The sequence below is a fragment of the Streptomyces sp. SCA2-17 genome (assembly GCF_044336695.1).
The window spans coordinates 2825799-2851964 of sequence record NZ_CP117521.1 but is presented as its reverse complement, the minus strand read 5'-3'; the positions used below and the strand labels follow the sequence as shown (position 1 = coordinate 2851964).

Here is a 26166-nt window from a genome sequence, read left to right as displayed (position 1 = left end):
GAGCGTTGCTCGTCCTTCTTGACGCCGGCCCCAGTGAACTCCGGGTTTTGGTCCGGGGGTGATGGGTGGCTGGTCGTTGCTTGAGAACTGCACAGTGGACGCGAGCATCTGTGGCCAAGTTTTTAAGGGCGCACGGTGGATGCCTTGGCACCAGGAACCGATGAAGGACGTGGGAGGCCGCGATAGGCCCCGGGGAGCTGTCAACCGAGCTTTGATCCGGGGGTGTCCGAATGGGGAAACCCGGCAGTCGTCATGGGCTGTCACCCGCTGCTGAACACATAGGCAGTGTGGAGGGAACGCGGGGAAGTGAAACATCTCAGTACCCGCAGGAAGAGAAAACAACCGTGATTCCGGGAGTAGTGGCGAGCGAAACCGGATGAGGCCAAACCGTATGTGTGTGATACCCGGCAGGGGTTGCGCATGCGGGGTTGTGGGATCTCTTTTTCATAGTCTGCCGGCTGTGAGACGAGTCAGAAACCGTTGGTGTAGGCGAAGGACATGCGAAAGGTCCGGCGTAGAGGGTAAGACCCCCGTAGCTGAAACATCAACGGCTCGTTTAAGAGACACCCAAGTAGCACGGGGCCCGAGAAATCCCGTGTGAATCTGGCGGGACCACCCGTTAAGCCTAAATATTCCCTGGTGACCGATAGCGGATAGTACCGTGAGGGAATGGTGAAAAGTACCGCGGGAGCGGAGTGAAATAGTACCTGAAACCGTGTGCCTACAAGCCGTGGGAGCGTCGCTTGCAAGCTTGCTTGCAAGTCGTGACTGCGTGCCTTTTGAAGAATGAGCCTGCGAGTTTGCGGTGTGTTGCGAGGTTAACCCGTGTGGGGAAGCCGTAGCGAAAGCGAGTCCGAATAGGGCGATTGAGTAGCGCGCCCAAGACCCGAAGCGGAGTGATCTAGCCATGGGCAGGTTGAAGCGGAGGTAAGACTTCGTGGAGGACCGAACCCACCAGGGTTGAAAACCTGGGGGATGACCTGTGGTTAGGGGTGAAAGGCCAATCAAACTCCGTGATAGCTGGTTCTCCCCGAAATGCATTTAGGTGCAGCGTCGTGTGTTTCTTGCCGGAGGTAGAGCACTGGATAGGCGATGGGCCCTACCGGGTTACTGACCTTAGCCAAACTCCGAATGCCGGTAAGTGAGAGCGCGGCAGTGAGACTGTGGGGGATAAGCTCCATGGTCGAGAGGGAAACAGCCCAGAGCATCGACTAAGGCCCCTAAGCGTACGCTAAGTGGGAAAGGATGTGGAGTCGCAGAGACAACCAGGAGGTTGGCTTAGAAGCAGCCACCCTTGAAAGAGTGCGTAATAGCTCACTGGTCAAGTGATTCCGCGCCGACAATGTAGCGGGGCTCAAGCGTACCGCCGAAGTCGTGTCATTGCAGCAATACTCCCAACGGAGGCTGTGATGGGTAGGGGAGCGTCGTGTGCCGGGTGAAGCAGCCGCGGAAGCGAGTTGTGGACGGTTCACGAGTGAGAATGCAGGCATGAGTAGCGATACACACGTGGGAAACGTGTGCGCCGATTGACTAAGGGTTCCTGGGTCAAGCTGATCTGCCCAGGGTAAGTCGGGACCTAAGGCGAGGCCGACAGGCGTAGTCGATGGACAACCGGTTGATATTCCGGTACCCGCTTTGAAACGCCCAATATCGAATCCATTAATGCTAAGGCCGTGAAGCCGCCCTGGACCCTTCGGGGAAAGGGGAGTGGTGGAGCCGCTGACCCAAGGTGGTAGTAGGTAAGCGATGGGGTGACGCAGGAAGGTAGTCCAGCCCGGGCGGTGGTAGTCCCGGGGTAAGGGTGTAGGGCGCTGTCCAGGCAAATCCGGACAGCATGAAGCCTGAGACCTGATGCCGAGCCGATTGTGGTGAAGTGGATGATCCTATGCTGTCGAGAAAAGCCTCTAGCGAGTTTCATGGCGGCCCGTACCCTAAACCGACTCAGGTGGTCAGGTAGAGAATACCGAGGCGTTCGGGTGAACTATGGTTAAGGAACTCGGCAAAATGCCCCCGTAACTTCGGGAGAAGGGGGGCCACAACCGGTGATGGAATTTACTTCCTGAGCTGGGGGTGGCCGCAGAGACCAGCGAGAAGCGACTGTTTACTAAAAACACAGGTCCGTGCGAAGCCGTAAGGCGATGTATACGGACTGACGCCTGCCCGGTGCTGGAACGTTAAGGGGACCGGTTAGCTTGGATTCGTTCAGGCGAAGCTGAGAACTTAAGCGCCAGTAAACGGCGGTGGTAACTATAACCATCCTAAGGTAGCGAAATTCCTTGTCGGGTAAGTTCCGACCTGCACGAATGGCGTAACGACTTCTCGACTGTCTCAACCATAGGCCCGGTGAAATTGCACTACGAGTAAAGATGCTCGTTTCGCGCAGCAGGACGGAAAGACCCCGGGACCTTTACTATAGCTTGATATTGGTGTTCGGTTCGGCTTGTGTAGGATAGGTGGGAGACTGTGAAGTCATGGCGCCAGCCATGGTGGAGTCGTCGTTGAAATACCACTCTGGTCGTGCTGGATGTCTAACCTGGGTCCGTGATCCGGATCAGGGACAGTGTCTGGTGGGTAGTTTAACTGGGGCGGTTGCCTCCTAAAGAGTAACGGAGGCGCCCAAAGGTTCCCTCAGCCTGGTTGGCAATCAGGTGTTGAGTGTAAGTGCACAAGGGAGCTTGACTGTGAGACCGACGGGTCGAGCAGGGACGAAAGTCGGGACTAGTGATCCGGCGGTGGCTTGTGGAAGCGCCGTCGCTCAACGGATAAAAGGTACCCCGGGGATAACAGGCTGATCTTCCCCAAGAGTCCATATCGACGGGATGGTTTGGCACCTCGATGTCGGCTCGTCGCATCCTGGGGCTGGAGTCGGTCCCAAGGGTTGGGCTGTTCGCCCATTAAAGCGGTACGCGAGCTGGGTTTAGAACGTCGTGAGACAGTTCGGTCCCTATCCGCTGTGCGCGTAGGAGTCTTGAGAAGGGCTGTCCCTAGTACGAGAGGACCGGGACGGACGAACCTCTGGTGTGCCAGTTGTCCTGCCAAGGGCATGGCTGGTTGGCTACGTTCGGGAGGGATAACCGCTGAAAGCATCTAAGCGGGAAGCCTGCTTCGAGATGAGGACTCCCACCCACTTGATGGGGTAAGGCTCCCAGTAGACGACTGGGTTGATAGGCCAGGTGTGGAAGACCGGTAACGGTTGGAGCTGACTGGTACTAATAGGCCGAGGGCTTGTCCTCAGTTGCTCGCGTCCACTGTGTTAGTTCTGAAGTAACGACCTGTGAAAACAGCCGGGTTGGTTAACTTCATAGTGTTTCGGTGGTCATAGCGTTAGGGAAACGCCCGGTTACATTCCGAACCCGGAAGCTAAGCCTTTCAGCGCCGATGGTACTGCATGGGGGACCGTGTGGGAGAGTAGGACGCCGCCGAACAATTTTTAGAGAAAGCCCTGGTGGGAACCTTAGAGTTCCTGCCAGGGCTTTTTCGCGTTTTCCAGCACCCTCACGAGAGGAGCCGGTGGTCCCATGGCACCCCTGGCTGATTTCGAGAAACACCGCCCGCAACTCTGGGCCGTCGCCTACCGCATCACCGGCTCGGTCGCCGATGCAGAAGACGCGGTGCAAGAGACCTGGCTGCGCTGGCAGCTCCTCCCCGATGACGAAGCCGGCAATCCCGCCGCCTATCTGACGACCGTCGTCAGCCGCATCTGCCTCGACCAGCTCGGCTCCGCCCGCTCCCGCCGCGAAACCTATGTCGGCCCCTGGCTGCCCGAACCGGTCGTCGGGGCGTTTCCCGGTCCCGAGGACCGGGTCACCCTGGACGAATCCGTCGGCATCGCGCTGCTGACCGTGCTGGAGAAGCTCGCGCCGGCCGAGCGGACGGCGTTCATCCTGCACGACGTGTTCTCTGTTCCGTTCACCGAAATCGCCGAAGTCGTCGGCCGCACCCCGACCTCCGTACGGCAGCTGGCGTCCCGCGCACGGAAGCGCGTGCGTGCCGAGTCCCCGCGCTGTTCCGTCGACCGCGCCGAGCACCGCCGCGCAGTCGACGCTTTTCTCGCCGCCGTGATGAACGGCGACTTCAAGAGTCTCCTGTCCGTCCTGGACCCCGATGTCGTCTGGCGCTCGGACGGTGGCGGGAAGGTCTCGGCCGCCCGTCGCCCCGTGTGCGGAAGCGAGAACGTCGCCCGTTTCGCCCAGGGAATCAGCCGTGGCTTCGACCCGCTGTCGATGCGTGTGGTGGTCCGGGACGTCAACGGCGCACCCGGCATCGTCTCCGTCGACCCGGGCCGGGGCCGGGTGCTGGTCATCGCGTTCACTGTGCACGAGGGCCGGATCACGGAGGTCTATGCCGTCGCCAACCCGGACAAGCTCCGCCACCTCGATCCGCACGACCTCTGACGCCGACCGCCCACCAGCCGTTCGCCGGCGGCTGTCACACTTCGGCCCGCTGTTTCGTCTGTTGGGTATGACGCACCGACCTGACATCGTCGTCCTAGGCGCCGGCTACGCCGGTCTCACCGCTGCCCTGCGGGTGGCGCGGAATCCCCGCCTCACCGTCACTCTCATCGACCCCAGCGACCGCTTCACCGAGCGTGTCCGCCTGCACCAACTCACCACGGGGCGGCCCGAAGTGAGCGTCACTCACCCCCTGTCCGCACTCCTCCGGGGCACACGGATCCGGCACATCGCCGCCCGCGCCGTCGACCTGGACCGCGCGGGCCGGCAGCTCCGCACGGACGACGGCCGGACCGTCTCCTACGACCGGCTCGTGTACGCACTCGGCAGCGTGACGGATACCCGCGCCGCGCACGACCCGGCGGAGCGGGCCTACACCGCCGAGTCGGCGGCCGAGCTGGGCAAGCAGCTGCTCGACGGGCCGGGCCGGCTCGCCGTCGTCGGCGGCGGGCTCACCGGAGTCGAACTCGCCGCCGAGATCGCCGAATCGCACCCCGAGTGGGAGGTCCGTCTCCTCACCGCCGGCGCGCTCGGCGCGGGCCTGTCCGGCAAGGGGCGCAGGCATGTCCGTACGACTCTCGGTGCGATGGGCGTGCAGGTGAGGGAAGGGAAGTGCGTCACCTCCGTCGGCGACGTCGACGCGGATGTCACCGTCTGGTCGGCGGCGCTGCGGCCGCGGACGGAGCTCGCGGCCGCAGCCGGCCTTGAGCTCGACGCCGCGGGCCGGATCCGGGTCGACCGTACGCTCCGGTCGGTCACGGACCCGGCCGTTTACGCAGCTGGTGACGCGGCGGCCACCTCCCTTCGTATGGCGTGCGCGACCGCGATGCCCACGGGCGCGCACGCCGCGGCGTCCGTCCTCGCCGACATTGAGTCCCGGCCGGCGCGGCCGCTCGCGTTCCGCTACGTCATGCAGTGCATCAGCCTCGGTCGCGGCGACGGGCTCATCCAGCCGGTGCACGGCGATGACTCACCGCGCAGCTCCGTGCTGACCGGGCGGCCGGCGGCCTTCGTCAAGGAGCAGGTTGTCCGCTCCACGGTCCGGAGCCTGCATGTGGCGGCGAGCCTGGCCCGTGTCCGGTAGCCACCGGGCCGCGGGAGTCGGCGTTGCGTTCCGCCCACGCGGTGAGTGCCGACCGGCACGCGTGGTCCATGTGCCGCAGACCGCTCAGGTCGAGCTCCACGCCGCGGCCCGAGCGCGGCAGCGTGGCCTCCAACTCGTCGAGGATCCTGGGCAGTCGGAGGAAGTTGGCATTGCCCAGGATCCGGACGTGCACCGTGCCGTCCTCGGCCGTCCGGGCCTCCACATGGACGTGCGAGGTCTCCCACGCGGCTTTGGCGACGGCCATCAGCAGGCCGATGACGACGCCCTCGAAGAGGTTCGTCGCCACGATGGCCCCCGTGGTCACCACGAGCACTACGGCTTCGCCGCGGTGCTCGCGCCAGAGCCGGGCGACGTCCTGGAAGGGCAGCAGTTTCCACCCCGCGTGCATCAGCACCCCCGCGAGTGCCGCCACCGGGATGACCTCCAGGGCCCAGGGGACGAGTGCGACGAAGACCAGCAGCCACACGCCGTGCAGGACGCGCGACGCCTTGGTCTTCGCCCCGGCCCGGACGTTGGCCGAGCTGCGGACGATGACCGCCGTCATGGGCAGGGCGCCGAGTGCCCCGCACACCGTGTTGCCGGCGCCCTGGGCGATGAGCTCCTTGTTGTAGTCCGTGCGCGGGCCCTCGTGCAGCCGGTCGACGGCGGCGGCGCTGAACAGCGTCTCGGCCGAGGCGATCAGGGCGAAGGCCAGGACCGTGCCCAGGACGCTCATTTCGCCGAGCCGCGCGAAGTCCGCGCTGCCCGGCGGCTGGACCGCGTCGAGCAGCCCGTTCACCTCGATGCGGGCCACCGGCAGGTTCAGGCCGGCGACCACGCTCGTCGCCAGCGCGACCGCCACCAGGGGCGCGGGGACGTACTGGGCCCCGCGCCGCCAGCGGGGCCACAGCACCAGTACGGCGATCGTGCCCGTGCCGACCGCCGCGGCGGTCAGGGCATCCGTCGAGATCAGCGTCTCGATGATCAGGTCGGGGATGCCCGCGAGCTTCTCCGGGCCGCTCCCGGGCGGGCGCATGTCGGCCATGGCATAGATCTGGCCCGCCATGAGGACCAGGCCGATGCCGGCCAGCATGCCCTGGACCACGGCGACGGAGATCGCCCGGAACCAGCGGCCCAGGCGCAGCAGCCCCATGGCGATCTGTAGCAGGCCGGCGGTGAGGACCAGCGCGCCGAGCGCGGTGAGCCCGAATTCGCGCACGGCCTCGTACACGAGGACGGTCAGGCCGGCGGCCGGGCCGCTGACCTGCAGGCTGCTGCCCGGCAGCAGCCCGGTGAGGAGGCCGCCGACCACGCCGGTGACCAGGCCCAGTTCGACCGGGACGCCCGAGGCGACGGCGATGCCGACGGAGAGCGGTACGGCGATCAGGAAGACGACGAGCGAGGCGGTGACGTCGGCTCGGAAGTCACGGTGCAGGCCGCCCCGGCCGGCGCCGCCGGGGCCCTTGTTGCCGGAGCCCCGGGCGTTGGGGCCGCTGTGGGGAGGGTTTGACCGGAGCTTGGTCCTGGAGAGCACTTTGCGGGCATGGCTGAGGGGTATTTTGTCCATGAGGATCTGCCTCCAGCGCGTGGCGTCGCGCAGCGATGTGATCGTTGATCGTTGCCTGTCGGGCCTCTTGTCGGAGCCGGCTTGTCAGAGCCGGTGGACCTTGCGGGGATGTGCTGGTCGGACCGTGCGGGATGTGGGGAAACGGACCGTACGGATGCGGACGTACGGTTGTAGAGGCGTACGGGCAGCGGGGACGTCGGGTGAGGGCCGGCCGGACGGTAGAGGGTGACGGAGCGTGCCGTGGACACCCGCGGTCATTCTGTCCAAGCGGCCAAGGCCCGGGGAGCGTCGGCGCGTTACCACGATGTAAACGCTGAGGCGGTCGGCCGGAATCCGCTCGTCCCCTCACTCCGGCGCAGGCCCCCGTGGGCTTACCGGCGGGCTGTGCCCGGCGCACGACGTGCGCGCGGGGTGCAAAGATGACCGGGCACGCCCCCGACCAGCTCAGACATGCTTCCGACCAGCGAAGAGGTGGAGTTCGTGACCCAGAAAGTCGCCGTCCTCGGTACCGGAAAGATCGGCGAGGCGCTCCTGAGCGGCATGATCCGCGCCGGCTGGTCGACCGGGGACCTCCTGGTCACCGCGCGCCGCCCCGAGCGGGCGGAGGCGCTCCGTGCCCGGTACGGCGTCGAGACGGTTACCAACGCCGAGGCCGCCAAGACCGCCGACACCCTCATCCTGGCCGTGAAGCCGCAGGACATGGCGGCGCTCCTCGGCGAGCTCGCCCCGCACCTGCCCGCCGACCGGCTGGTCATCAGCGCGGCGGCCGGCGTGCCCACGTCGTTCTTCGAGGAGCGGCTGCCGGGCGGCAACCCCGTGGTGCGCGTCATGCCGAACACCCCCGTCCTGGTGGACGAGGGCATGTCGGTGATCTCGGGCGGCACCCACGCCACGGAGGACCACCTCCTCCGCACGGAAGCGATCTTCAAGCCCGTCGGCAAGACGCTCCGGGTGCCCGAGTCCCAGCAGGACGCGGCCACGGCGCTGTCCGGCTCGGGACCGGCGTACTTCTACTTCCTCGTCGAGGCGATGACCGACGCCGGCATCCTCCTCGGCCTCCCGCGGGACAAGGCCCACGATCTGATCGTCCAGGCCGCCATCGGCGCGGCCGTCATGCTCCGCGACAGCGGCGAGCACCCGGTCAAGCTCCGCGAGGCGGTCACCTCACCGGCCGGGACCACGATCAACGCCATCCGCGAGCTGGAGAAGCACGGTGTGCGGCATGCGCTGATCGCCGCCCTGGAGGCCGCCCGCGACCGCAGCCGGGAGCTGGCCTCGGGCGAGGGCTGACAGTTCGCTGCCGGGTGGGGGCGTCAGTCCTGCTCCGCCGGAGCCGGGTGTCAGCCCTGCTCCACCGGGGCCGGGGTCAGTCCTGCTCCACCAGAGCCGCCGTCGGCGCGATCCTCGCGAAGCCGGCGGCGTGCAGGTTCGTCGCCGTCGCCCGGAACAGCTCGTCCGCCGTGAGCGACTCCCCGTCCGGCCCGACCGCGTCGAACGTGTACGTCGCGTCCACCGGCACGATCACGTCGTAGCCGAGGTTCCCGCCCATCCGGGCGGTCGTCTCCACGCACCAGTTCGTCATGATGCCGATGACCACCAGCTGCCGGATCCCGGCCTCGTCCAGCCAGCGCCCCAGATCCGGCGTGCCGAGGAACGCCGAGTTCACCGTCTTTGTGACGAGCAGCTCCGGACCGCTGCCCTTGCCGCGCCGCTCCTGGACGAAGTCCTGAAAGTCATTCCCCTGCTGCCCCGGGCGCAGCGGCGAATCCGGCTTGGGCGAGTCGTGCCGTACGAACACCACCGGCCGGCCCGCCGCCTGCCAGGTGTCGATCAGCCGCGCCATGTTGTCCTCGGCGGCGGGGTTGTTGCGGGGCGGGAAGGAGTCCTGGTCGTTCCACCCGTTCTGGACGTCGATGACGACGAGGGCGGCGTTGTCGCTGATTCGGATGTTCTCTGCGCTGTTCATGCTGACGATCCTGGTCGCCACCGCGCGGCCGGCCCAGTGGCAGAAGAGACCCTGTTCGATGAATTGCTGCCACACGTGGCCGGCGCGGGCGGCAGGATGGTGCGCATGCAGCCACAGCCAGCGCAGCGCATCGCCCTCGTGGCCTTCCCCGGCATCCGCACCTTCGACGTCGCCGTCATCTCCGAGGTCTGGGGCGTCGACCGCACCGACCGCGGCGCTCCCCGCTTCGCGCTGCGCCGCCACGGCGCCGGCCGGGCACCCGTGGCCATGGCCGGTGGCCTCACCCTCACACCGGACCAGGGCCTCGAGGCCCTGGACGGGTACGGCGCGAGCGACCTCGTGGTCGTCCCCGGGGTGGAGGAGCACCTGGCCCCGGTCCCGGAACCCGTCCTCGCCGCCCTGCGCAGTGCCCATGCCGCGGGCGTTCCGGTCGCCGCCCTCTGCGGCGGCGCCTTCGTCCTCGCTCAGGCCGGTCTGCTCGACGGCCGCCGCGCGGTCACCCACTGGAACCTCACCGGGCTCCTGGCCCGCAGCCATCCCGGCGTCCAGGTCGTCCCCGACGCCCTGTTCGTCGAGGACGGCGGCGTGTGGACCGCGGCGGGCGTCGCCGCCGGCATCGACCTCTGCCTCCACCTGGTCCGTACGGCCCACGGCGCGGAGGCGGCGGCGACCATCGCCCGCTCCATGGTCACCGCTCCCTTCCGTACGGGCACGCAGGCCCAGTTCGTCGAACAGCCCACGCCCTGCTCCGACCGCGCGGCCGACGCCCTGGCCGCCGTACGGGAACGGGCCCTGCGCCACCTGTCCGAACCGCTGACCGTCGCCGACCTGGCGGGCTGGGCCGGCATGTCGCCGCGCTCCTTCGCCCGCCACTTCACGGCCACGACGGGCACGACGCCCGTGCAGTGGCTGCTCGACCAGCGCGTCGCCGCCGCACAGAAGCTCCTGGAGCGGACGGGGCTGCCGATGCCGGAGGTGGCCCGGCGCTGCGGGTTCGGCAGTGAGGTCACCATGCGGCAGCACTTCGCGGCCCGCCTCGCCACGAGCCCGCGCGACTACCGGCGGGCTTTCCGGGCGGCGGCGGAGGAAGCAGTGACGGAAGCAGTGACGGAAACGGTGGCGGGTTAGGAAGGGGGAGACGGCGGGCGAGGGCCAGGCCGACGCGCTTCAGTACGCGGGCAGCAACCCGATGGCGCGGTACGCCGCGTCCACGGTCGGCCGGGCGAGACTCCGCGCCCGCTCTGCGCCTTCCCGCAGCACCGCGTCCACATAACCCGGGTCGCCGCACAGCGCCGTATGCCGCTCCTGTAGCGGTCGCAGCACCTCCAGCACGGCATCGGCGGTGTCCCGCTTCAGCGCCCCGTACGAGGAATAGCCGGCGGCAAGGTCCGCGGGCCGGCCACCGGTACAGGCGGCCAGGATCTCCAGCAGGTTCGTGACACCCGGACGGTTCTCGCGGTCGTGGACGACCTCGTTGCCGCTGTCGGTCACCGCGCGCATGATCTTCCGGCGTGCGGCGTCCGGTTCGTCCAGGAGATAGACGATGCCCGCCGTCTCCCCGTGGGACTTCCCCATCTTCACCGTCGGGGACTGGAGGTCCATGACCCGTGCGGCAACCGACGGCAGTACGGCCTTGGGCACGGTGAACGTGTGCCCGTACCGCTGGTTGAAGCGCACGGCAAGGTCCCGGGTGAGTTCGACGTGCTGGGCCTGGTCGTCACCCACGGGAACCTCGTCCGCCGCATACGCGAGGATGTCCGCTGCCATCAGCACGGGATACGTCAGCAACGACAGCCGTACGCTCCCGCCCGCCGCCTGCTCCCGGGCCGCCTTCTCCTTGTACTGGATCATCCGCCGCATCTCGCCGTCGGACGCCGTGCACTCCAGGAGATAGGAGAGCCGGGTGTGCTCGTCCACGTGGCTCTGCACGAAGAGCGTGCAGAGGGCCGGGTCCAGCCCGGCCGCCAGGAGGAGGGTGGCCGTCTGCCGACTGAGCCGCCGCACGCGGGCCGGGTCGTGGTCCACGGTCAGGGCGTGCAGGTCGACTACGGAGAACAGCGCGTCGGCCTTGTGCTGGTCGACCTCTACCCACTGGCGGACGGCGCCGAGGTAGTTGCCGAGGGTCAGATGGCCGGTGGGCTTGATGCCGCTGAAGATCCGGGTCATGGCTGGTGCGCTCCCTTGTCTGGAGAGGGACGCCGCCACGGACAGCAAAACGGCCGCCGAGGCGGCGGCCGTTGGGTGCATGCGTGAGCACGGAGTCGGTGGCCGCCGTCAGGCGGCCCACCACTGCTGCGTGTGTGCATGCCGGGTCATGAGCGGGAGGCTACGGGACGGAAATCGGCTTGCGCCACCGGTTTGATGAGCCCTACGGGGTCGTGTAGAGTTCTTCGAGTTGCCGCGAGGGCCGAGAAGGCCGGAGGGGCAGCGATCGAGCCGCACCGGCGGCACTCACCACTGCACGGCCCCTGAACGGGATGAATTTCGGCGTGCCGGAATTCGGATCGGGAAGGCCTCGGACTCCGATTAGGAGTCACCGGGGAAATCCGCTAAAGTAGTGATCACGCCGGAAGGCGCGAAACAAACCCCGCTCCAACAGGGGGCCGGAAAAGTGATTCGGACCGGAAACGGAACGGAAAATGGATCTGGTAAGGTTGGAAACAACGAAGGGAAGCGCCCGGAGGAAAGCCCGAGAGGGTGAGTACAAAGGAAGCGTCCGTTCCTTGAGAACTCAACAGCGTGCCAAAAGTCAACGCCAGACTATAAAATACCCCGTCTCCGGTCATCTTTGATCGGGACGCGGTTCCTTTGAAAGTCCTTCCTCTAGAGGAAGGCACACAGCGAGGACGCTGTGAACGACCGGGACTATTCCTCCTGGTTGTTCCGCTCAACGCGAGTGTCACACCGGATTACCGGTAAACATTCACGGAGAGTTTGATCCTGGCTCAGGACGAACGCTGGCGGCGTGCTTAACACATGCAAGTCGAACGATGAAGCCCTTCGGGGTGGATTAGTGGCGAACGGGTGAGTAACACGTGGGCAATCTGCCCTGCACTCTGGGACAAGCCCTGGAAACGGGGTCTAATACCGGATATGACCTTTGAAGGCATCTTTAAAGGTGGAAAGCTCCGGCGGTGCAGGATGAGCCCGCGGCCTATCAGCTTGTTGGTGGGGTGATGGCCTACCAAGGCGACGACGGGTAGCCGGCCTGAGAGGGCGACCGGCCACACTGGGACTGAGACACGGCCCAGACTCCTACGGGAGGCAGCAGTGGGGAATATTGCACAATGGGCGAAAGCCTGATGCAGCGACGCCGCGTGAGGGATGACGGCCTTCGGGTTGTAAACCTCTTTCAGCAGGGAAGAAGCGAAAGTGACGGTACCTGCAGAAGAAGCGCCGGCTAACTACGTGCCAGCAGCCGCGGTAATACGTAGGGCGCAAGCGTTGTCCGGAATTATTGGGCGTAAAGAGCTCGTAGGCGGCTTGTCACGTCGGATGTGAAAGCCCGGGGCTTAACCCCGGGTCTGCATTCGATACGGGCAGGCTAGAGTTCGGTAGGGGAGATCGGAATTCCTGGTGTAGCGGTGAAATGCGCAGATATCAGGAGGAACACCGGTGGCGAAGGCGGATCTCTGGGCCGATACTGACGCTGAGGAGCGAAAGCGTGGGGAGCGAACAGGATTAGATACCCTGGTAGTCCACGCCGTAAACGTTGGGAACTAGGTGTGGGCGACATTCCACGTCGTCCGTGCCGCAGCTAACGCATTAAGTTCCCCGCCTGGGGAGTACGGCCGCAAGGCTAAAACTCAAAGGAATTGACGGGGGCCCGCACAAGCAGCGGAGCATGTGGCTTAATTCGACGCAACGCGAAGAACCTTACCAAGGCTTGACATACACCGGAAACGGCCAGAGATGGTCGCCCCCTTGTGGTCGGTGTACAGGTGGTGCATGGCTGTCGTCAGCTCGTGTCGTGAGATGTTGGGTTAAGTCCCGCAACGAGCGCAACCCTTGTCCTGTGTTGCCAGCATGCCCTTCGGGGTGATGGGGACTCACAGGAGACTGCCGGGGTCAACTCGGAGGAAGGTGGGGACGACGTCAAGTCATCATGCCCCTTATGTCTTGGGCTGCACACGTGCTACAATGGCCGGTACAATGAGCTGCGATACCGTGAGGTGGAGCGAATCTCAAAAAGCCGGTCTCAGTTCGGATTGGGGTCTGCAACTCGACCCCATGAAGTTGGAGTTGCTAGTAATCGCAGATCAGCATTGCTGCGGTGAATACGTTCCCGGGCCTTGTACACACCGCCCGTCACGTCACGAAAGTCGGTAACACCCGAAGCCGGTGGCCCAACCCTTGTGGAGGGAGCCGTCGAAGGTGGGACTGGCGATTGGGACGAAGTCGTAACAAGGTAGCCGTACCGGAAGGTGCGGCTGGATCACCTCCTTTCTAAGGAGCATATAGCCGACTGCAAGCGAATGACTTGCACGGTTGCTCATGGGTGGAACGTTGACTATTCGGCATCATCGGGTGCTTCTTCCTAGTACTGCTTCGGCGTGGAACGGAATGAAGGGCTTGACGATGCCGGGCACGCTGTTGGGTGTCTGAGGGTACGAGCGTTGCTCGTCCTTCTTGACGCCGGCCCCAGTGAACTCCGGGTTTTGGTCCGGGGGTGATGGGTGGCTGGTCGTTGCTTGAGAACTGCACAGTGGACGCGAGCATCTGTGGCCAAGTTTTTAAGGGCGCACGGTGGATGCCTTGGCACCAGGAACCGATGAAGGACGTGGGAGGCCGCGATAGGCCCCGGGGAGCTGTCAACCGAGCTTTGATCCGGGGGTGTCCGAATGGGGAAACCCGGCAGTCGTCATGGGCTGTCACCCGCTGCTGAACACATAGGCAGTGTGGAGGGAACGCGGGGAAGTGAAACATCTCAGTACCCGCAGGAAGAGAAAACAACCGTGATTCCGGGAGTAGTGGCGAGCGAAACCGGATGAGGCCAAACCGTATGTGTGTGATACCCGGCAGGGGTTGCGCATGCGGGGTTGTGGGATCTCTTTTTCATAGTCTGCCGGCTGTGAGACGAGTCAGAAACCGTATGGATAGGCGAAGGACATGCGAAAGGTCCGGCGTAGAGGGTAAGACCCCCGTAGCTGAAATCTATGCGGCTCGTTTAAGAGACACCCAAGTAGCACGGGGCCCGAGAAATCCCGTGTGAATCTGGCGGGACCACCCGTTAAGCCTAAATATTCCCTGGTGACCGATAGCGGATAGTACCGTGAGGGAATGGTGAAAAGTACCGCGGGAGCGGAGTGAAATAGTACCTGAAACCGTGTGCCTACAAGCCGTGGGAGCGTCGCTTGCAAGCTTGCTTGCAAGTCGTGACTGCGTGCCTTTTGAAGAATGAGCCTGCGAGTTTGCGGTGTGTTGCGAGGTTAACCCGTGTGGGGAAGCCGTAGCGAAAGCGAGTCCGAATAGGGCGATTGAGTAGCGCGCCCAAGACCCGAAGCGGAGTGATCTAGCCATGGGCAGGTTGAAGCGGAGGTAAGACTTCGTGGAGGACCGAACCCACCAGGGTTGAAAACCTGGGGGATGACCTGTGGTTAGGGGTGAAAGGCCAATCAAACTCCGTGATAGCTGGTTCTCCCCGAAATGCATTTAGGTGCAGCGTCGTGTGTTTCTTGCCGGAGGTAGAGCACTGGATAGGCGATGGGCCCTACCGGGTTACTGACCTTAGCCAAACTCCGAATGCCGGTAAGTGAGAGCGCGGCAGTGAGACTGTGGGGGATAAGCTCCATGGTCGAGAGGGAAACAGCCCAGAGCATCGACTAAGGCCCCTAAGCGTACGCTAAGTGGGAAAGGATGTGGAGTCGCAGAGACAACCAGGAGGTTGGCTTAGAAGCAGCCACCCTTGAAAGAGTGCGTAATAGCTCACTGGTCAAGTGATTCCGCGCCGACAATGTAGCGGGGCTCAAGCGTACCGCCGAAGTCGTGTCATTGCAGCAATACTCCCAACGGAGGCTGTGATGGGTAGGGGAGCGTCGTGTGCCGGGTGAAGCAGCCGCGGAAGCGAGTTGTGGACGGTTCACGAGTGAGAATGCAGGCATGAGTAGCGATACACACGTGGGAAACGTGTGCGCCGATTGACTAAGGGTTCCTGGGTCAAGCTGATCTGCCCAGGGTAAGTCGGGACCTAAGGCGAGGCCGACAGGCGTAGTCGATGGACAACCGGTTGATATTCCGGTACCCGCTTTGAAACGCCCAATATCGAATCCATTAATGCTAAGGCCGTGAAGCCGCCCTGGACCCTTCGGGGAAAGGGGAGTGGTGGAGCCGCTGACCCAAGGTGGTAGTAGGTAAGCGATGGGGTGACGCAGGAAGGTAGTCCAGCCCGGGCGGTGGTAGTCCCGGGGTAAGGGTGTAGGGCGCTGTCCAGGCAAATCCGGACAGCATGAAGCCTGAGACCTGATGCCGAGCCGATTGTGGTGAAGTGGATGATCCTATGCTGTCGAGAAAAGCCTCTAGCGAGTTTCATGGCGGCCCGTACCCTAAACCGACTCAGGTGGTCAGGTAGAGAATACCGAGGCGTTCGGGTGAACTATGGTTAAGGAACTCGGCAAAATGCCCCCGTAACTTCGGGAGAAGGGGGGCCACAACCGGTGATGGAATTTACTTCCTGAGCTGGGGGTGGCCGCAGAGACCAGCGAGAAGCGACTGTTTACTAAAAACACAGGTCCGTGCGAAGCCGTAAGGCGATGTATACGGACTGACGCCTGCCCGGTGCTGGAACGTTAAGGGGACCGGTTAGCTTGGATTCGTTCAGGCGAAGCTGAGAACTTAAGCGCCAGTAAACGGCGGTGGTAACTATAACCATCCTAAGGTAGCGAAATTCCTTGTCGGGTAAGTTCCGACCTGCACGAATGGCGTAACGACTTCTCGACTGTCTCAACCATAGGCCCGGTGAAATTGCACTACGAGTAAAGATGCTCGTTTCGCGCAGCAGGACGGAAAGACCCCGGGACCTTTACTATAGCTTGATATTGGTGTTCGGTTCGGCTTGTGTAGGATAGGTGGGAGACTGTGAAGTCATGGCGCCAGCCATGGTGGAGTCGTCGTTGAAATACCACTCTGGTCGTGCTGGATGTCTAACCTGGGTCCGTGATCCGGATCAGGGACAGTGTCTGGTGGGTAGTTTAACTGGGGCGGTTGCCTCCTAAAGAGTAACGGAGGCGCCCAAAGGTTCCCTCAGCCTGGTTGGCAATCAGGTGTTGAGTGTAAGTGCACAAGGGAGCTTGACTGTGAGACCGACGGGTCGAGCAGGGACGAAAGTCGGGACTAGTGATCCGGCGGTGGCTTGTGGAAGCGCCGTCGCTCAACGGATAAAAGGTACCCCGGGGATAACAGGCTGATCTTCCCCAAGAGTCCATATCGACGGGATGGTTTGGCACCTCGATGTCGGCTCGTCGCATCCTGGGGCTGGAGTCGGTCCCAAGGGTTGGGCTGTTCGCCCATTAAAGCGGTACGCGAGCTGGGTTTAGAACGTCGTGAGACAGTTCGGTCCCTATCCGCTGTGCGCGTAGGAGTCTTGAGAAGGGCTGTCCCTAGTACGAGAGGACCGGGACGGACGAACCTCTGGTGTGCCAGTTGTCCTGCCAAGGGCATGGCTGGTTGGCTACGTTCGGGAGGGATAACCGCTGAAAGCATCTAAGCGGGAAGCCTGCTTCGAGATGAGGACTCCCACCCACTTGATGGGGTAAGGCTCCCAGTAGACGACTGGGTTGATAGGCCAGGTGTGGAAGACCGGTAACGGTTGGAGCTGACTGGTACTAATAGGCCGAGGGCTTGTCCTCAGTTGCTCGCGTCCACTGTGTTAGTTCTGAAGTAACGACCTGTGAAAACAGTGTGAAAACAGCCGGGTTGGTTAACTTCATAGTGTTTCGGTGGTCATAGCGTTAGGGAAACGCCCGGTTACATTCCGAACCCGGAAGCTAAGCCTTTCAGCGCCGATGGTACTGCATGGGGGACCGTGTGGGAGAGTAGGACGCCGCCGAACAATTTTTAGAGAAAGCCCTGGTGGGAACCTTAGAGTTCCTGCCAGGGCTTTTTCGCGTTTCCCGCCACCTAGTACCGTGACGCCCATGAGCGGCCGTGCGCAGTTGATGTGGGACGAGGCAGTAACGGGCTACGACTTCGGGCCCGGACACCCCATGGACCCGGTGCGGCTCGCCCTCACCATGCGGCTGGTCGAGGCGCTCGGCCTGGACCGCGGACTTCGCGTCACCGCCGCCCCGCCCGCCGGCGAATCCACCCTGCGGCTGGTGCACCGCGAGGACTACATCGCCGCCGTCCGCGCCGCCTCGGCCGATCCCGCCTCCGCCTCCGCCGACGGCTCGTACGGGATCGGGACGGCCGACGTCCCGGCCTTTTCCGGAATGCACGACGCGTCAGCCCTCATCGCCGGGCAGTCGGTCGCGGCCGCCGAAGCCGTATGGAGAGGTGAGGTCCAGCACGCCGTGAACTTCGCCGGCGGGCTGCACCACGCCATGCCCGGCGCGGCCTCCGGGTTCTGCGTCTACAACGACGCCGCCCTCGCCGTCGCCCGGCTCCTGGAGCTCGGTGCCGAGCGGGTCGTGTACGTCGACGTGGACGTGCACCACGGCGACGGCGTCCAGTCGGCGTTCTGGGAGGACCCGCGCGTCCTCACGATCTCCCTGCACGAACACCCCAGCACCCTCTTCCCGCAGACCGGTTGGCCCGAGGAGACCGGGGCGCCGTCCGCGGAGGGCGGCGCCGTCAACGTGGCCCTGCCGGCGGGGACGGGTGATGCGGGCTGGCTGCGGGCGTTCCACGCCGTGGTGCCCGAGCTGGTGGCGGCCTTCCGGCCGCAGGTGCTCGTGACCCAGCACGGCGCGGACACCCACTTCGAGGACCCGCTGGCTCACCTCGCCGTCTCGCTCGACGCCCAGCGCCTGATCGCCGACGCCTGTCACTCTCTTGCGCACGAGCACGCGGACGGGCGCTGGGTCGCCCTGGGTGGCGGCGGGTACGCCGTCGTGGACGTCGTGCCGCGGTCCTGGGCCCACCTGGTGGCGATCGCCGCGGGGACGCCCGTGCCTCCTGAGACGGCCGTGCCGGAGGAGTGGCGGGCTGAGGTGTACCGGCGCACCCGGCAGCCGGGGCCGCACCGGATGACGGACGGGGGCCGACCCGAGTGGAAGGACTTCGTGGATTCCGGCTATGACCCTGCGGACCGGCTGGATCAGGCGATCCTCGCCACCCGGCGGGCGGTCTTCCCGGCCCACGGCCTCCTGCCGTAACGCGAACCGCACCCCTCGTAGCCCTTCCGCAGACCGTCCATAGCCCTCCCCCGCCCCTCAGGGCGGCATTAGGCCGACCGTGGGATCCCTGCGCGAACCCGCCCCGTCCCACGCCGGCTTCCGTCAGCATCGGAAGCGTGCTGTCGACCCGGCTGTCCGCTCCGTGCGCCACCACCCCCGGCGCTCCCGCCGCCCCCACCGACACCCCAACTCCCGCCTCCCTCCCTGCCCTCCGCGTACATCTCCTCCGCTCCGGCCTCGCCGGCGTCGTATCCACCACCAGGGAACGGAGTCTGAGCCGGTATCGGATGTTCGTGGCCGGGGATCCCCGGGCGCTGCTCGGGCTGGAGCCCGAATGCCCCTGGCGGCTGGGGGACTTGTTGCGCCTGATGTCCCGCACCTGTGGGGTTTCGGCCGATCCCCGGCACACGTCGGGGCAGGATGTCATCGACCCCGACCGTACGATCGAGGCACTGGGTGCCTTTGCCGACCGGCTCGCGGCGGTGGCCGAAGCAGGGGCTCCGGTGCTCCTCGGGACCGGCCATCCGCACCGGCTCCTGGACTTCTACGCCTCCTTGGCCGCTGCCCTCTCGGCGGTGGGATGTCCTGTCCTCAGCCCGGCGCAGGGTCGAAGTGTCGACATAACGACCCGGTTCGGGGTACGCACCTACAACCTGGACTACGTTCGAGGCGTCGCGCTGGTGCGTGAACCCGGCGCGCGAGGGTGCGCAAGTGAGCCGGGCGTACATACGCATTCTCCGCTGCCGCTTCGGCTGGCCCTGGGGGCGTCGATCGACGGTGACGGACCGCTGCCGGCGATGGTCATCGGAGACCACGGATGGCTCTGCGGGGCAGGTCAGCTCGGTATTGAGGCCATCGGCCCGGCCGACGCCGACGACCCCGCGCCGTTCGTCGGGCAGGCGGAGGGGCGGGTGTCCGTCGTCGTTCCGCTTGATGACACTGTGCGGTCTGATTACTACCGACCGCTTACTCGCTATGTACTCAATCGAGCGTGTCTGTCACAGTAGGCGGCCGATGGCTGCTCCTCTTCCCCACTCGCATCACCCGCCCCTAACCTGGGGAGTGAGCGCGCAGCGACGAGGAGTCACCGGAGGGGAAGCCGGTGCGCGTCATGTGCGGAAGGTTCAGGTGTGTCATGGCTGCTGACCAGAGGCCTCTCAACGAGGTCGTGTTCCTGACCGTGGCGGAAGTCGCCGCGGTGATGCGAGTGTCCAAGATGACCGTGTACCGCCTGGTGCACAGCGGTCATCTGCCGGCGATCAGGGTGGGCAGGTCGTTCCGGGTCCCGGAGCAAGCGGTGCACGAGTACCTCCGAGAGTCCTACGTGGGGGTGGAAACAGCCTGACGGGGGCCCTGGATTACGCTGATCGCCCGGTGCCGGGTAGGCTGGCCCGATGTAGGTCGTGTGGGCTCGGACGCCCCGCACCGAGTGAATCGATGTAAGCGAGGGTAGTCGTGGGCTCTGTTATCAAGAAGCGGCGTAAGCGGATGGCCAAGAAGAAGCACCGCAAGCTGCTCAAGCGCACGCGCGTTCAGCGTCGCAACAAGAAGTAAGCGGCACGCCGCTGTGCTCGTCCCGCAGCCCTTCCACCGATCATGGTGGGAGGGCTGCGGTGCATTGTGGCCGTGTTGCGGTGAGTAAAGCTTCGGCTACGGCTTGAAATGTAGCTCCACGCAGCGGCTGGTCATCACAGCGCAACAACGACCCGCTACGGTGGCCGCGGCAGCACCACTCATGGGCTTGAGCACGGGCTTGAGCCCAGGCTGGATCATGGGCTGGGTCAGGCTCCGTCGTGGGCGGATCGTGGGCAGAGGAAGGCGCTGATCTTGGGCAAGGTCGTGCTCGTCACCGGAGTCGCACGGCAGCTGGGCGGCCGGTTCGTCCGCCGCGTCCAGCGTGAGCCCGATGTGGACCGGGTGATCGGGGTGGACGCGGTGCCACCCGGACACCATCTCGGCGGGGCCGATTTCATACGGGCGGACATTCGCCATCCCAGGATCGCGCGGGTTCTGGCCGAACACGGTGTGGACACGGTGGTCCACATGGATGTGAACGGCACCCCGCTGGGCAAGCGCGGCAGCCGGGCCACGGTCAAGGAGACCAACGTCATCGGCACGATGCAGCTGCTCGGCGCGTGCCAGAAGACGCCGTCGGTGCGGCGGCTGGTGGTCAAGTCCAGCACCAATGTCTACGGGTCCGCGCCACGCGATCCGGCGATCTTCACCGAGACCACCCCGCCCAAGTCGCTGCCCAGCGGCGGCTTCGCCAAGGACGTGGTGGAGGCCGAGGGGTACGTGCGCGGCTTCGCCCGCCGCCGGCCCGACGTGGCGGTGTGCGTGCTGCGCTTCGCCAACATCCTCGGGCCGTGCGCCGACTCGCCGCTCGCGGAGTACTTCGCGCTGCCCGTGCTGCCCACGGTCCTCGGCTTCGACCCGCGGCTGCAGTTCGTCCACGAGGACGATGTGATCGAGGTGCTGCGGATCGCCTCCGGGGAGCCGCGCAGGGGCACGCTCAACAGCGGCACCTTCAACGTCGCGGGCGACGGGGTGCTGCTGCTCTCCCAGGCGGCGCGCCGCCTCGGGCGCCCCACCCTCCCCTTCTTCCTGCCGACCGTCACCTGGGTCGGCTCCGCACTGCGTTCGGTCGGCGTGACGGACTTCTCGCCCGAGCAGATCCGGCTGCTCACCCACGGGCGGGTCGTCCGGACCACCCAGATGCGCGAGACCCTCGGCTTCGACCCCCGCTACACGACGGCGGGGGCCTTCGAGGACTACGCGCGCAGCCGGGGCCCCGGGCTGCTGCCGCCCGAGACCCTTGCCCGTACCGTCGACCGGATCGCCGCGGCACTGCCTGCCGGCCGCGGCCAGAAGTGAGGAGCGCACCCACCATGGCGGACGCGAAGGTCATCCCGTTCGGCGGCGAGGAGCCGCGCTCCAAGCGCGGCAAGGGCAAGCGGCCGGGCCGGGCCCGTACGAGCCGGATGTCGTCCTCCCTCGCGCCCGTGCCGCCGCAGCGGTACCTGGACCGGGCCGAGGACGCCCGGGCCGCGTCCGAGGAGCAGGCGGCCGCCGAGGGCGCCTGCGAGCAGGCCGCGGAGGCCGCGCAGTCCGGCGGCTGGGACCGGAAGCTGGCGCACGGGCTGAGCTTCCTGCGGCGGCGGATCACCGGCGAGTACGAGGTCGACGAGTTCGGCTACGACGAGGAGCTCACGGACCAGGTCCTGATGTCCGCGCTGCGGCCCTTCTACGAGAAGTACTTCCGGGTCGAGGTGAAGGGCATCGAGAACATCCCGGACAAGGGCGCGGCCCTGGTCGTCGCCAACCACTCCGGCACGCTCCCGGTGGACGGGCTGATGCTCCAGGTCGCGGTGCACGACCACCACCCGGCGGACCGGCACATCCGGATGCTCGCCGCGGACCTGGTCTTCATGCTGCCGGGCGTCAACGAGCTCTCCCGGAAGCTCGGGCACACGCTCGCCTGCGCGGAGGACGCCCAGCAGCTGCTGGAGCGGGGCGAGGTGGTCGGCGTGATGCCGGAGGGGTTCAAGGGGATCGGGAAGCCGTTCTCGGAGCGGTACAAGCTCCAGCGGTTCGGCCGGGGCGGCTTCGTGTCGACGGCACTGCGTGCCGGGGCGCCGATCGTGCCGTGCTCGATCGTGGGCGCCGAGGAGATCTTCCCGATGCTCGGCAATTCGCGGACGATGGCCCGGCTGCTGGGGATTCCGTATTTCCCGCTGACGCCCTCGTGGCCCTGGCTGGGTCCGCTGGGGCTGGTGCCGCTGCCGACGAAGTGGACGATCCAGTTCGGGGAGCCGATCCAGACGGACGGGTATCCGGCGGAGGCGGCGGACGACCCGATGCTGATGTTCAACCTCACCGACCAAGTACGAGAAACGATTCAGCACACGCTCTACAAGCTGCTCGTGCAGCGGCGGTCGGTCTTCTTCTGAGAAAAGCCTCGGAGGCTGGTTGTTTTCCCGATCCGGCCGGATCGGGAAAACAACCAGCCTCTTCGCTTACTTGGGGTCCTCGCCGCCCTGGATGCCCAGGCCGGGGATGATCTGCGGCAGCACCGGCGGGATGTCGATGCTCGGCTGCTTGGCCGGCTTGCTGTCCTTGCTGCGGGGCGTGCCGCCCGGGCTCGCGCTGCCGGGCGGCGACGGGGGCTTGAGCAGCCCCGTGCCGCCGAGGAGGCCCTCGTGCTCCTCACGGGCGCCCGGGGACGCCGGCTGCTGCTTGCTGCCCGCCGCGTGCCTGCCGCCGCCGGCCGAGGCGGACGGCTGCGGGGCGTGGCGGGTGGTGCGCCCGGACGGGCCGGGCCGGTCCGTCTCGGGCTGGGCCGGGGCGCCGTGCTTGCCGTGGTGCGCGGGAGGCAGCAGGGACTGCAGCGAGCCGACCTCATCGTCTATGGCCGAGAGGACCGAGCTCACTTCGGCGCCCACATCGGCCAGTTGGACCGGGAGCTTCTCGCGCAGCTGGCTCCAGCTCTCGCGGTGCGAGGCCGCGAAGCTGGAGAGCCGCTGGATGGGCCCGATCGAGCGGTCGTGCTTGTAGGCGGTGTGGAGCAGGCGGTGGCCCTCGGAGGCGTCCTGGCGCATGCCCGAGAGGGTCCTGCGGATCTCGCCGAGGACCTCGTGGTCCAGGTGGCCGCCCAGCTTGCCGCGCTCCATCAGGCGGCGGGCCTCCTGGAGCCGGGTCGAGGCCCGGTCGAGCAGCAGGCTGCCGCGGTCGGAGTCATCGCCGGCCATGCCGATCCGGAGATCCTCCATGCCGCGCTTGAGCGGGTAGAGCGAATCGCCGGGCAGGGCATTGGAGCTGGCGGCCGCCACGCCGCCGAACGCGCCCGCCGCCACGCCCACGGTCAGGCCGCCCGCCGCGAGCCCCTTCGACCAGCGGGAGCGCGGCCGGAGCCGGCCCAGGGCGCGGTGGGCGCCGCGGCCCGAGCGGCGGGTCTTCTGCTCGGGGATCGCCGCGGTGTCACCGCCGGCGAACTGGGTCTCCATGGCAGCGATGAGCTGCGCTCGCTGGACGACCCTGGTCTCGGGGTCGAGACCGGGCCGGGGCAGTTCTCCGAGCCGGCCGGTCAGGGCCAGCAGCCTGCCCTGCTCGGCGCCTTCGGCCGGCGGATCGGGCTCTGTGGCCGCCGTGCCCTGGACTTCCTGATGCTCCAGGGACTGGGCGAAGGCGTTCGCCCGCCGGTGCGCCGATACGTTCGCGATCACAGGCGGCACCTCCTCTCGTCATGACGGTCGACTCCTCTGAACACCTGGAGGGTTGCACGCCGTGATGAGCATCCACTCGATCGAGTGAGTGGCTGCGGGCATGGCGTGACCGCAGGGAGTCTGCATCCCGCACAACGACTGGTGCGTCGGGCGGGTTACGCGTCCTGGACGATGTGACCGCTGGTGAGTGAACGCTTGCAAATGGTTAACGCGCGTCGTCGGGCAGGAGGCGGGCCAGGGTGCGGACCGCCCGGTACTGGAGGGTCTTGATGGCGCCCTCGTTCTTGCCCATGACGCGGGCGGTCTCGGCGACGGAGAGCCCTTGCAGGAAGCGCAGGGTGACGCACTCCTGCTGCTGGGGATTGAGCTTGCGCACCGCCTCCAGCAGCGCGGCGTTGGACAGGGACTCGAGGACGGAGTCCTCCGGGCTGCGCTCGACCTCATTGGCGTCGAGCATCTCGCCGGTGGTCACTTCGAGCCGGAACCTCGACGACTTGAAGTGGTCGGCGACCAGATTGCGGGCGATCGTCACGAGCCAGGCGCCGAAGTCGCGCCCCTGCCAGGTGAAGGTGCCGATGCGGCGCAGGGCGCGCAGGAACGTCTCGCTGGTGAGGTCCTCCGCGGTGGCCCGGCCGCCGACCCGGTAGTAGATGTAGCGGTAGACCGTATCGGCGTACTGGTCGTAGAGGCGGCCGAAGGCTTCGGCCTCCCCGGCCTGGGCGCGCTCGACCAGGTCGAGCATGCGGGCGCTGTCGCTGTCCGCGCTGGGGCGGCGCGTTGACGTGGCGGAGCCGGAGGACGCGGCGGACGGCGCGGTGGCCGCACCGCCGCGGCGGGCGGCTCGTCTGCCCACCGCCGCGCTGCTTTCGGCGAGGGCGTAGCAAGGGCCGGCGTGACCGGCGCGGCCGCCTCCCGCGGCAGGGGCGAGCGTGGCGAGGGCGGGGACGGCGTACGCGGTGGGGACGAAGCCGCGCAGGCGGTCTAGGACCGTAGCGCGAAGCGTAGCCAGGCCCGAGGCGTCAACCCCGACGTGTGGGTACACGGGACTCCCAGAGGCAGAGCTTCCATCACGTGCAGTACGGAACCGTTCACTCGTCGTAGGGACAAGGGGGTACCGGTTTGCGTCTGAGGAGAATAACGCTTCGTACAGGCAGCACTACACCGAGTTGCTCAAATCATCGTTTCCGTTCGATCTCTTACCGGTTCGGGATCGATCAAATATCGAACTATGAAAGGAGGTTGAACAGATTTGGTCATGGTGTGGCCGAATGGGCGGCGTGTTGTGGCAATCCGGGCACGGAAGGACTGGGGGGAAGGATGTGAGGGTATGAAGACAGGATTGCCTGAGAGTGACGGTCGGCTACGCGCTGTTGCCGAACCCCGGTGGTGACCGCACGGGTGGTGGCGCGAAGTGGACGGCGTGCCGCCGTGACAGCGCCGCCCCGGAGCCGCTAGAGGGCGGCAGCCGGGGCGGGGAAGGCTGGAGAGGGCCTGAGAGAGGGAGGGGGTCAGCGCCTGCGCCGGTGCAGGGCGACCGCCGCGGCCGCGCCGCCCGCCAGGGCGCCCACGCCGGCCGCCGCCGGGATGCCGACCTTGGCCGCCTTGCGGCCCGTACGGTAATCGCGCAGCCGCCAGCCGTGCTCACGGGCGTGCTTGCTCAGCCGGCTGTCCGGGTTGACGGCGTAGGGGTGGCCCACGAGGGACAGCATCGGGATGTCGTTGGCGGAGTCGCTGTACGCCGCGCAGCGGTCCAGCTCCAGGCCCTCGGCCGCGGCCAGCGCGCGGACGGCCTCGGCCTTCGCCGGGCCGTGCAGCGGCTCGCCGACCAGCTTGCCGGTGTAGACGCCACCGATCGACTCGGCGACGGTGCCGAGCGCGCCGGTCAGCCCGAGGCGCCGGGCGATGATCGTCGCGGCCTCGACGGGCGCGGCGGTGACGAGCCAGACCTTCTGGCCCGCGTCGAGGTGGGCCTGGGCGAGCGCGCGGGTGCCGGGCCAGATCCGCTCGGCCATGTACTCGTCGTAGATCTCCTCGCCGATGGTCATCAGCTCGGAGACGCGGTGGCCCTTGACGATGGACAGGGCGCTGTCGCGGGCGTCCTGCATGTGCTCGGCGTCCTCGCCGGCCAGCCGGAACCACACCTGCTGCCAGGCGAAGCGGGCGAGCTCGCGCTTCTGGAAGAAGCGCCGCTTGTACAGGCCGCGCCCGAAGTGGAAGAGGGAGGCGCCCTGCATGACGGTGTTGTCGAGGTCGAAGAAGGCGGCGGCCTGCACGTCGCCGGCGACGGGGAAGTCCGGCTCGGCCGGCCCGGACGGCTCCTGCGCGCCTTCGAGGGCGCTCTCGGCGGCGCTCTCCTGAGCTGTCTTGCGGGCTGCCTCCGCCGCGGCCTCGCCTGCCAGCACGCTGCGTGCGGTGGCGGAGCGCCTGCGCGGAGTGATCCATCCCAGTGCGGCCATGGCCCGAGCATAGCCAGTTTGTTCGGGGTAACCGGAGCCGGGATGATTCCGGGGCGTGAACTTCCCTTGACGCTCCGGTTACCCCCCG

Annotated in this window: 16 protein-coding genes and 5 rRNA genes; 15 read left to right on the top strand and 6 right to left on the bottom strand. The window is 66.4% G+C overall.

Going from position 1 to position 26166, the window contains the following annotated elements; translation table 11 throughout:
- Positions 1 to 112: 112 nt before the first annotated feature.
- The 4 genes from PS271_RS12700 to PS271_RS12685 all read left to right on the top strand — a co-directional run bounded on the left by PS271_RS12700 (position 113) and on the right by PS271_RS12685 (position 5535).
- Positions 113 to 3233 (top strand): 23S ribosomal RNA (locus PS271_RS12700).
- Positions 3234 to 3308: 75 nt separating this feature from the next.
- Positions 3309 to 3425: ribosomal RNA gene (gene rrf / locus PS271_RS12695) — 5S ribosomal RNA — on the top strand.
- Between the two features lie 93 nt (positions 3426 to 3518).
- Positions 3519 to 4394: a sigma-70 family RNA polymerase sigma factor gene (locus tag PS271_RS12690; RefSeq protein ID WP_398382027.1), complete on the top strand. Its 876-nt coding sequence runs from the start codon at positions 3519 to 3521 to the stop codon at positions 4392 to 4394.
- A 67-nt stretch (positions 4395 to 4461) separates the two neighbouring features.
- Entirely contained in the window at positions 4462 to 5535 is a 1074-nt protein-coding gene (locus PS271_RS12685; protein WP_398382026.1) for an NAD(P)/FAD-dependent oxidoreductase, read from the top strand.
- Here the strand turns inward: PS271_RS12685 and PS271_RS12680 are convergent.
- Positions 5465 to 7102, bottom strand: a complete 1638-nt coding sequence (locus PS271_RS12680; RefSeq protein WP_398382025.1) for a SulP family inorganic anion transporter — start codon at positions 7100 to 7102, stop codon at positions 5465 to 5467. The two genes, PS271_RS12685 and PS271_RS12680, sit on opposite strands and share 71 nt — an antisense overlap.
- 480 nt (positions 7103 to 7582) lie before the next feature.
- Here PS271_RS12680 and proC point away from each other — a divergent pair, with 480 nt between their 5' ends.
- Positions 7583 to 8392, top strand: a complete 810-nt coding sequence (proC, locus tag PS271_RS12675; RefSeq protein WP_356290283.1) for a pyrroline-5-carboxylate reductase — start codon at positions 7583 to 7585, stop codon at positions 8390 to 8392.
- Positions 8393 to 8468: 76 nt separating this feature from the next.
- Here the strand turns inward: proC and PS271_RS12670 are convergent, their stop codons facing one another.
- The gene (locus tag PS271_RS12670; RefSeq protein WP_398382024.1) at positions 8469 to 9068 is read right to left on the bottom strand and encodes an isochorismatase family protein; all 600 of its coding nucleotides are present in this window, start codon (positions 9066 to 9068) and stop codon (positions 8469 to 8471) included.
- A gap of 105 nt (positions 9069 to 9173) precedes the next feature.
- Between PS271_RS12670 and PS271_RS12665 the strand changes: the two genes are divergently transcribed.
- Positions 9174 to 10196, top strand: coding sequence for a GlxA family transcriptional regulator (locus PS271_RS12665; RefSeq protein WP_398382023.1), 1023 nt, complete (start codon positions 9174 to 9176; stop codon positions 10194 to 10196).
- A 39-nt stretch (positions 10197 to 10235) separates the two neighbouring features.
- Here PS271_RS12665 and trpS read toward each other — a convergent pair whose 3' ends face one another.
- On the bottom strand, positions 10236 to 11234 hold the full coding sequence (gene trpS / locus PS271_RS12660; protein ID WP_398382022.1) for a tryptophan--tRNA ligase: 999 nt from the start codon (positions 11232 to 11234) through the stop codon (positions 10236 to 10238).
- Between the two features lie 756 nt (positions 11235 to 11990).
- Between trpS and PS271_RS12655 the strand changes: the two genes are divergently transcribed.
- The 9 genes from PS271_RS12655 to PS271_RS12615 all read left to right on the top strand — a co-directional run bounded on the left by PS271_RS12655 (position 11991) and on the right by PS271_RS12615 (position 22350).
- Positions 11991 to 13514 (top strand): 16S ribosomal RNA (locus tag PS271_RS12655).
- A gap of 277 nt (positions 13515 to 13791) precedes the next feature.
- Positions 13792 to 16912 (top strand): 23S ribosomal RNA (locus PS271_RS12650).
- An 86-nt stretch (positions 16913 to 16998) separates the two neighbouring features.
- A 5S ribosomal RNA gene (gene rrf, locus PS271_RS12645) occupies positions 16999 to 17115 on the top strand.
- Together the 16S, 23S and 5S rRNA genes form the textbook arrangement of a ribosomal RNA operon.
- Before the next feature lie 85 nt (positions 17116 to 17200).
- A complete protein-coding gene (locus PS271_RS12640) occupies positions 17201 to 18379 on the top strand; it encodes an acetoin utilization protein AcuC (protein WP_398382021.1) in 1179 nt (392 codons plus the stop codon).
- A 152-nt stretch (positions 18380 to 18531) separates the two neighbouring features.
- Complete coding sequence (locus tag PS271_RS12635) at positions 18532 to 19407, top strand: phosphatase (protein ID WP_398386824.1); 876 nt, start codon at positions 18532 to 18534, stop codon at positions 19405 to 19407.
- Between the two features lie 128 nt (positions 19408 to 19535).
- Positions 19536 to 19745: a helix-turn-helix domain-containing protein gene (locus tag PS271_RS12630; RefSeq protein ID WP_123975194.1), complete on the top strand. Its 210-nt coding sequence runs from the start codon at positions 19536 to 19538 to the stop codon at positions 19743 to 19745.
- Between the two features lie 110 nt (positions 19746 to 19855).
- Positions 19856 to 19954, top strand: coding sequence for a 30S ribosomal protein bS22 (locus tag PS271_RS12625; protein WP_003948845.1), 99 nt, complete (start codon positions 19856 to 19858; stop codon positions 19952 to 19954).
- 273 nt (positions 19955 to 20227) lie between these two features.
- Positions 20228 to 21274, top strand: coding sequence for an NAD-dependent epimerase/dehydratase family protein (locus PS271_RS12620; RefSeq protein WP_398382020.1), 1047 nt, complete (start codon positions 20228 to 20230; stop codon positions 21272 to 21274).
- 14 nt (positions 21275 to 21288) lie between these two features.
- Positions 21289 to 22350: a lysophospholipid acyltransferase family protein gene (locus PS271_RS12615; RefSeq protein ID WP_398382019.1), complete on the top strand. Its 1062-nt coding sequence runs from the start codon at positions 21289 to 21291 to the stop codon at positions 22348 to 22350.
- Between the two features lie 66 nt (positions 22351 to 22416).
- Here the strand turns inward: PS271_RS12615 and PS271_RS12610 are convergent, their stop codons facing one another.
- The 3 genes from PS271_RS12610 to PS271_RS12600 all read right to left on the bottom strand — a co-directional run bounded on the left by PS271_RS12610 (position 22417) and on the right by PS271_RS12600 (position 26078).
- Positions 22417 to 23622 (bottom strand): DUF5667 domain-containing protein, encoded by a 1206-nt coding sequence (locus PS271_RS12610; protein WP_398382018.1) that lies wholly within the window; start codon positions 23620 to 23622, stop codon positions 22417 to 22419.
- Positions 23623 to 23827: 205 nt separating this feature from the next.
- The gene (locus tag PS271_RS12605; protein ID WP_030368542.1) at positions 23828 to 24664 is read right to left on the bottom strand and encodes an ECF subfamily RNA polymerase sigma factor, BldN family; all 837 of its coding nucleotides are present in this window, start codon (positions 24662 to 24664) and stop codon (positions 23828 to 23830) included.
- 466 nt (positions 24665 to 25130) lie between these two features.
- Positions 25131 to 26078, bottom strand: coding sequence for an HAD family hydrolase (locus PS271_RS12600; protein WP_398382017.1), 948 nt, complete (start codon positions 26076 to 26078; stop codon positions 25131 to 25133).
- Positions 26079 to 26166 lie beyond the last annotated feature (88 nt).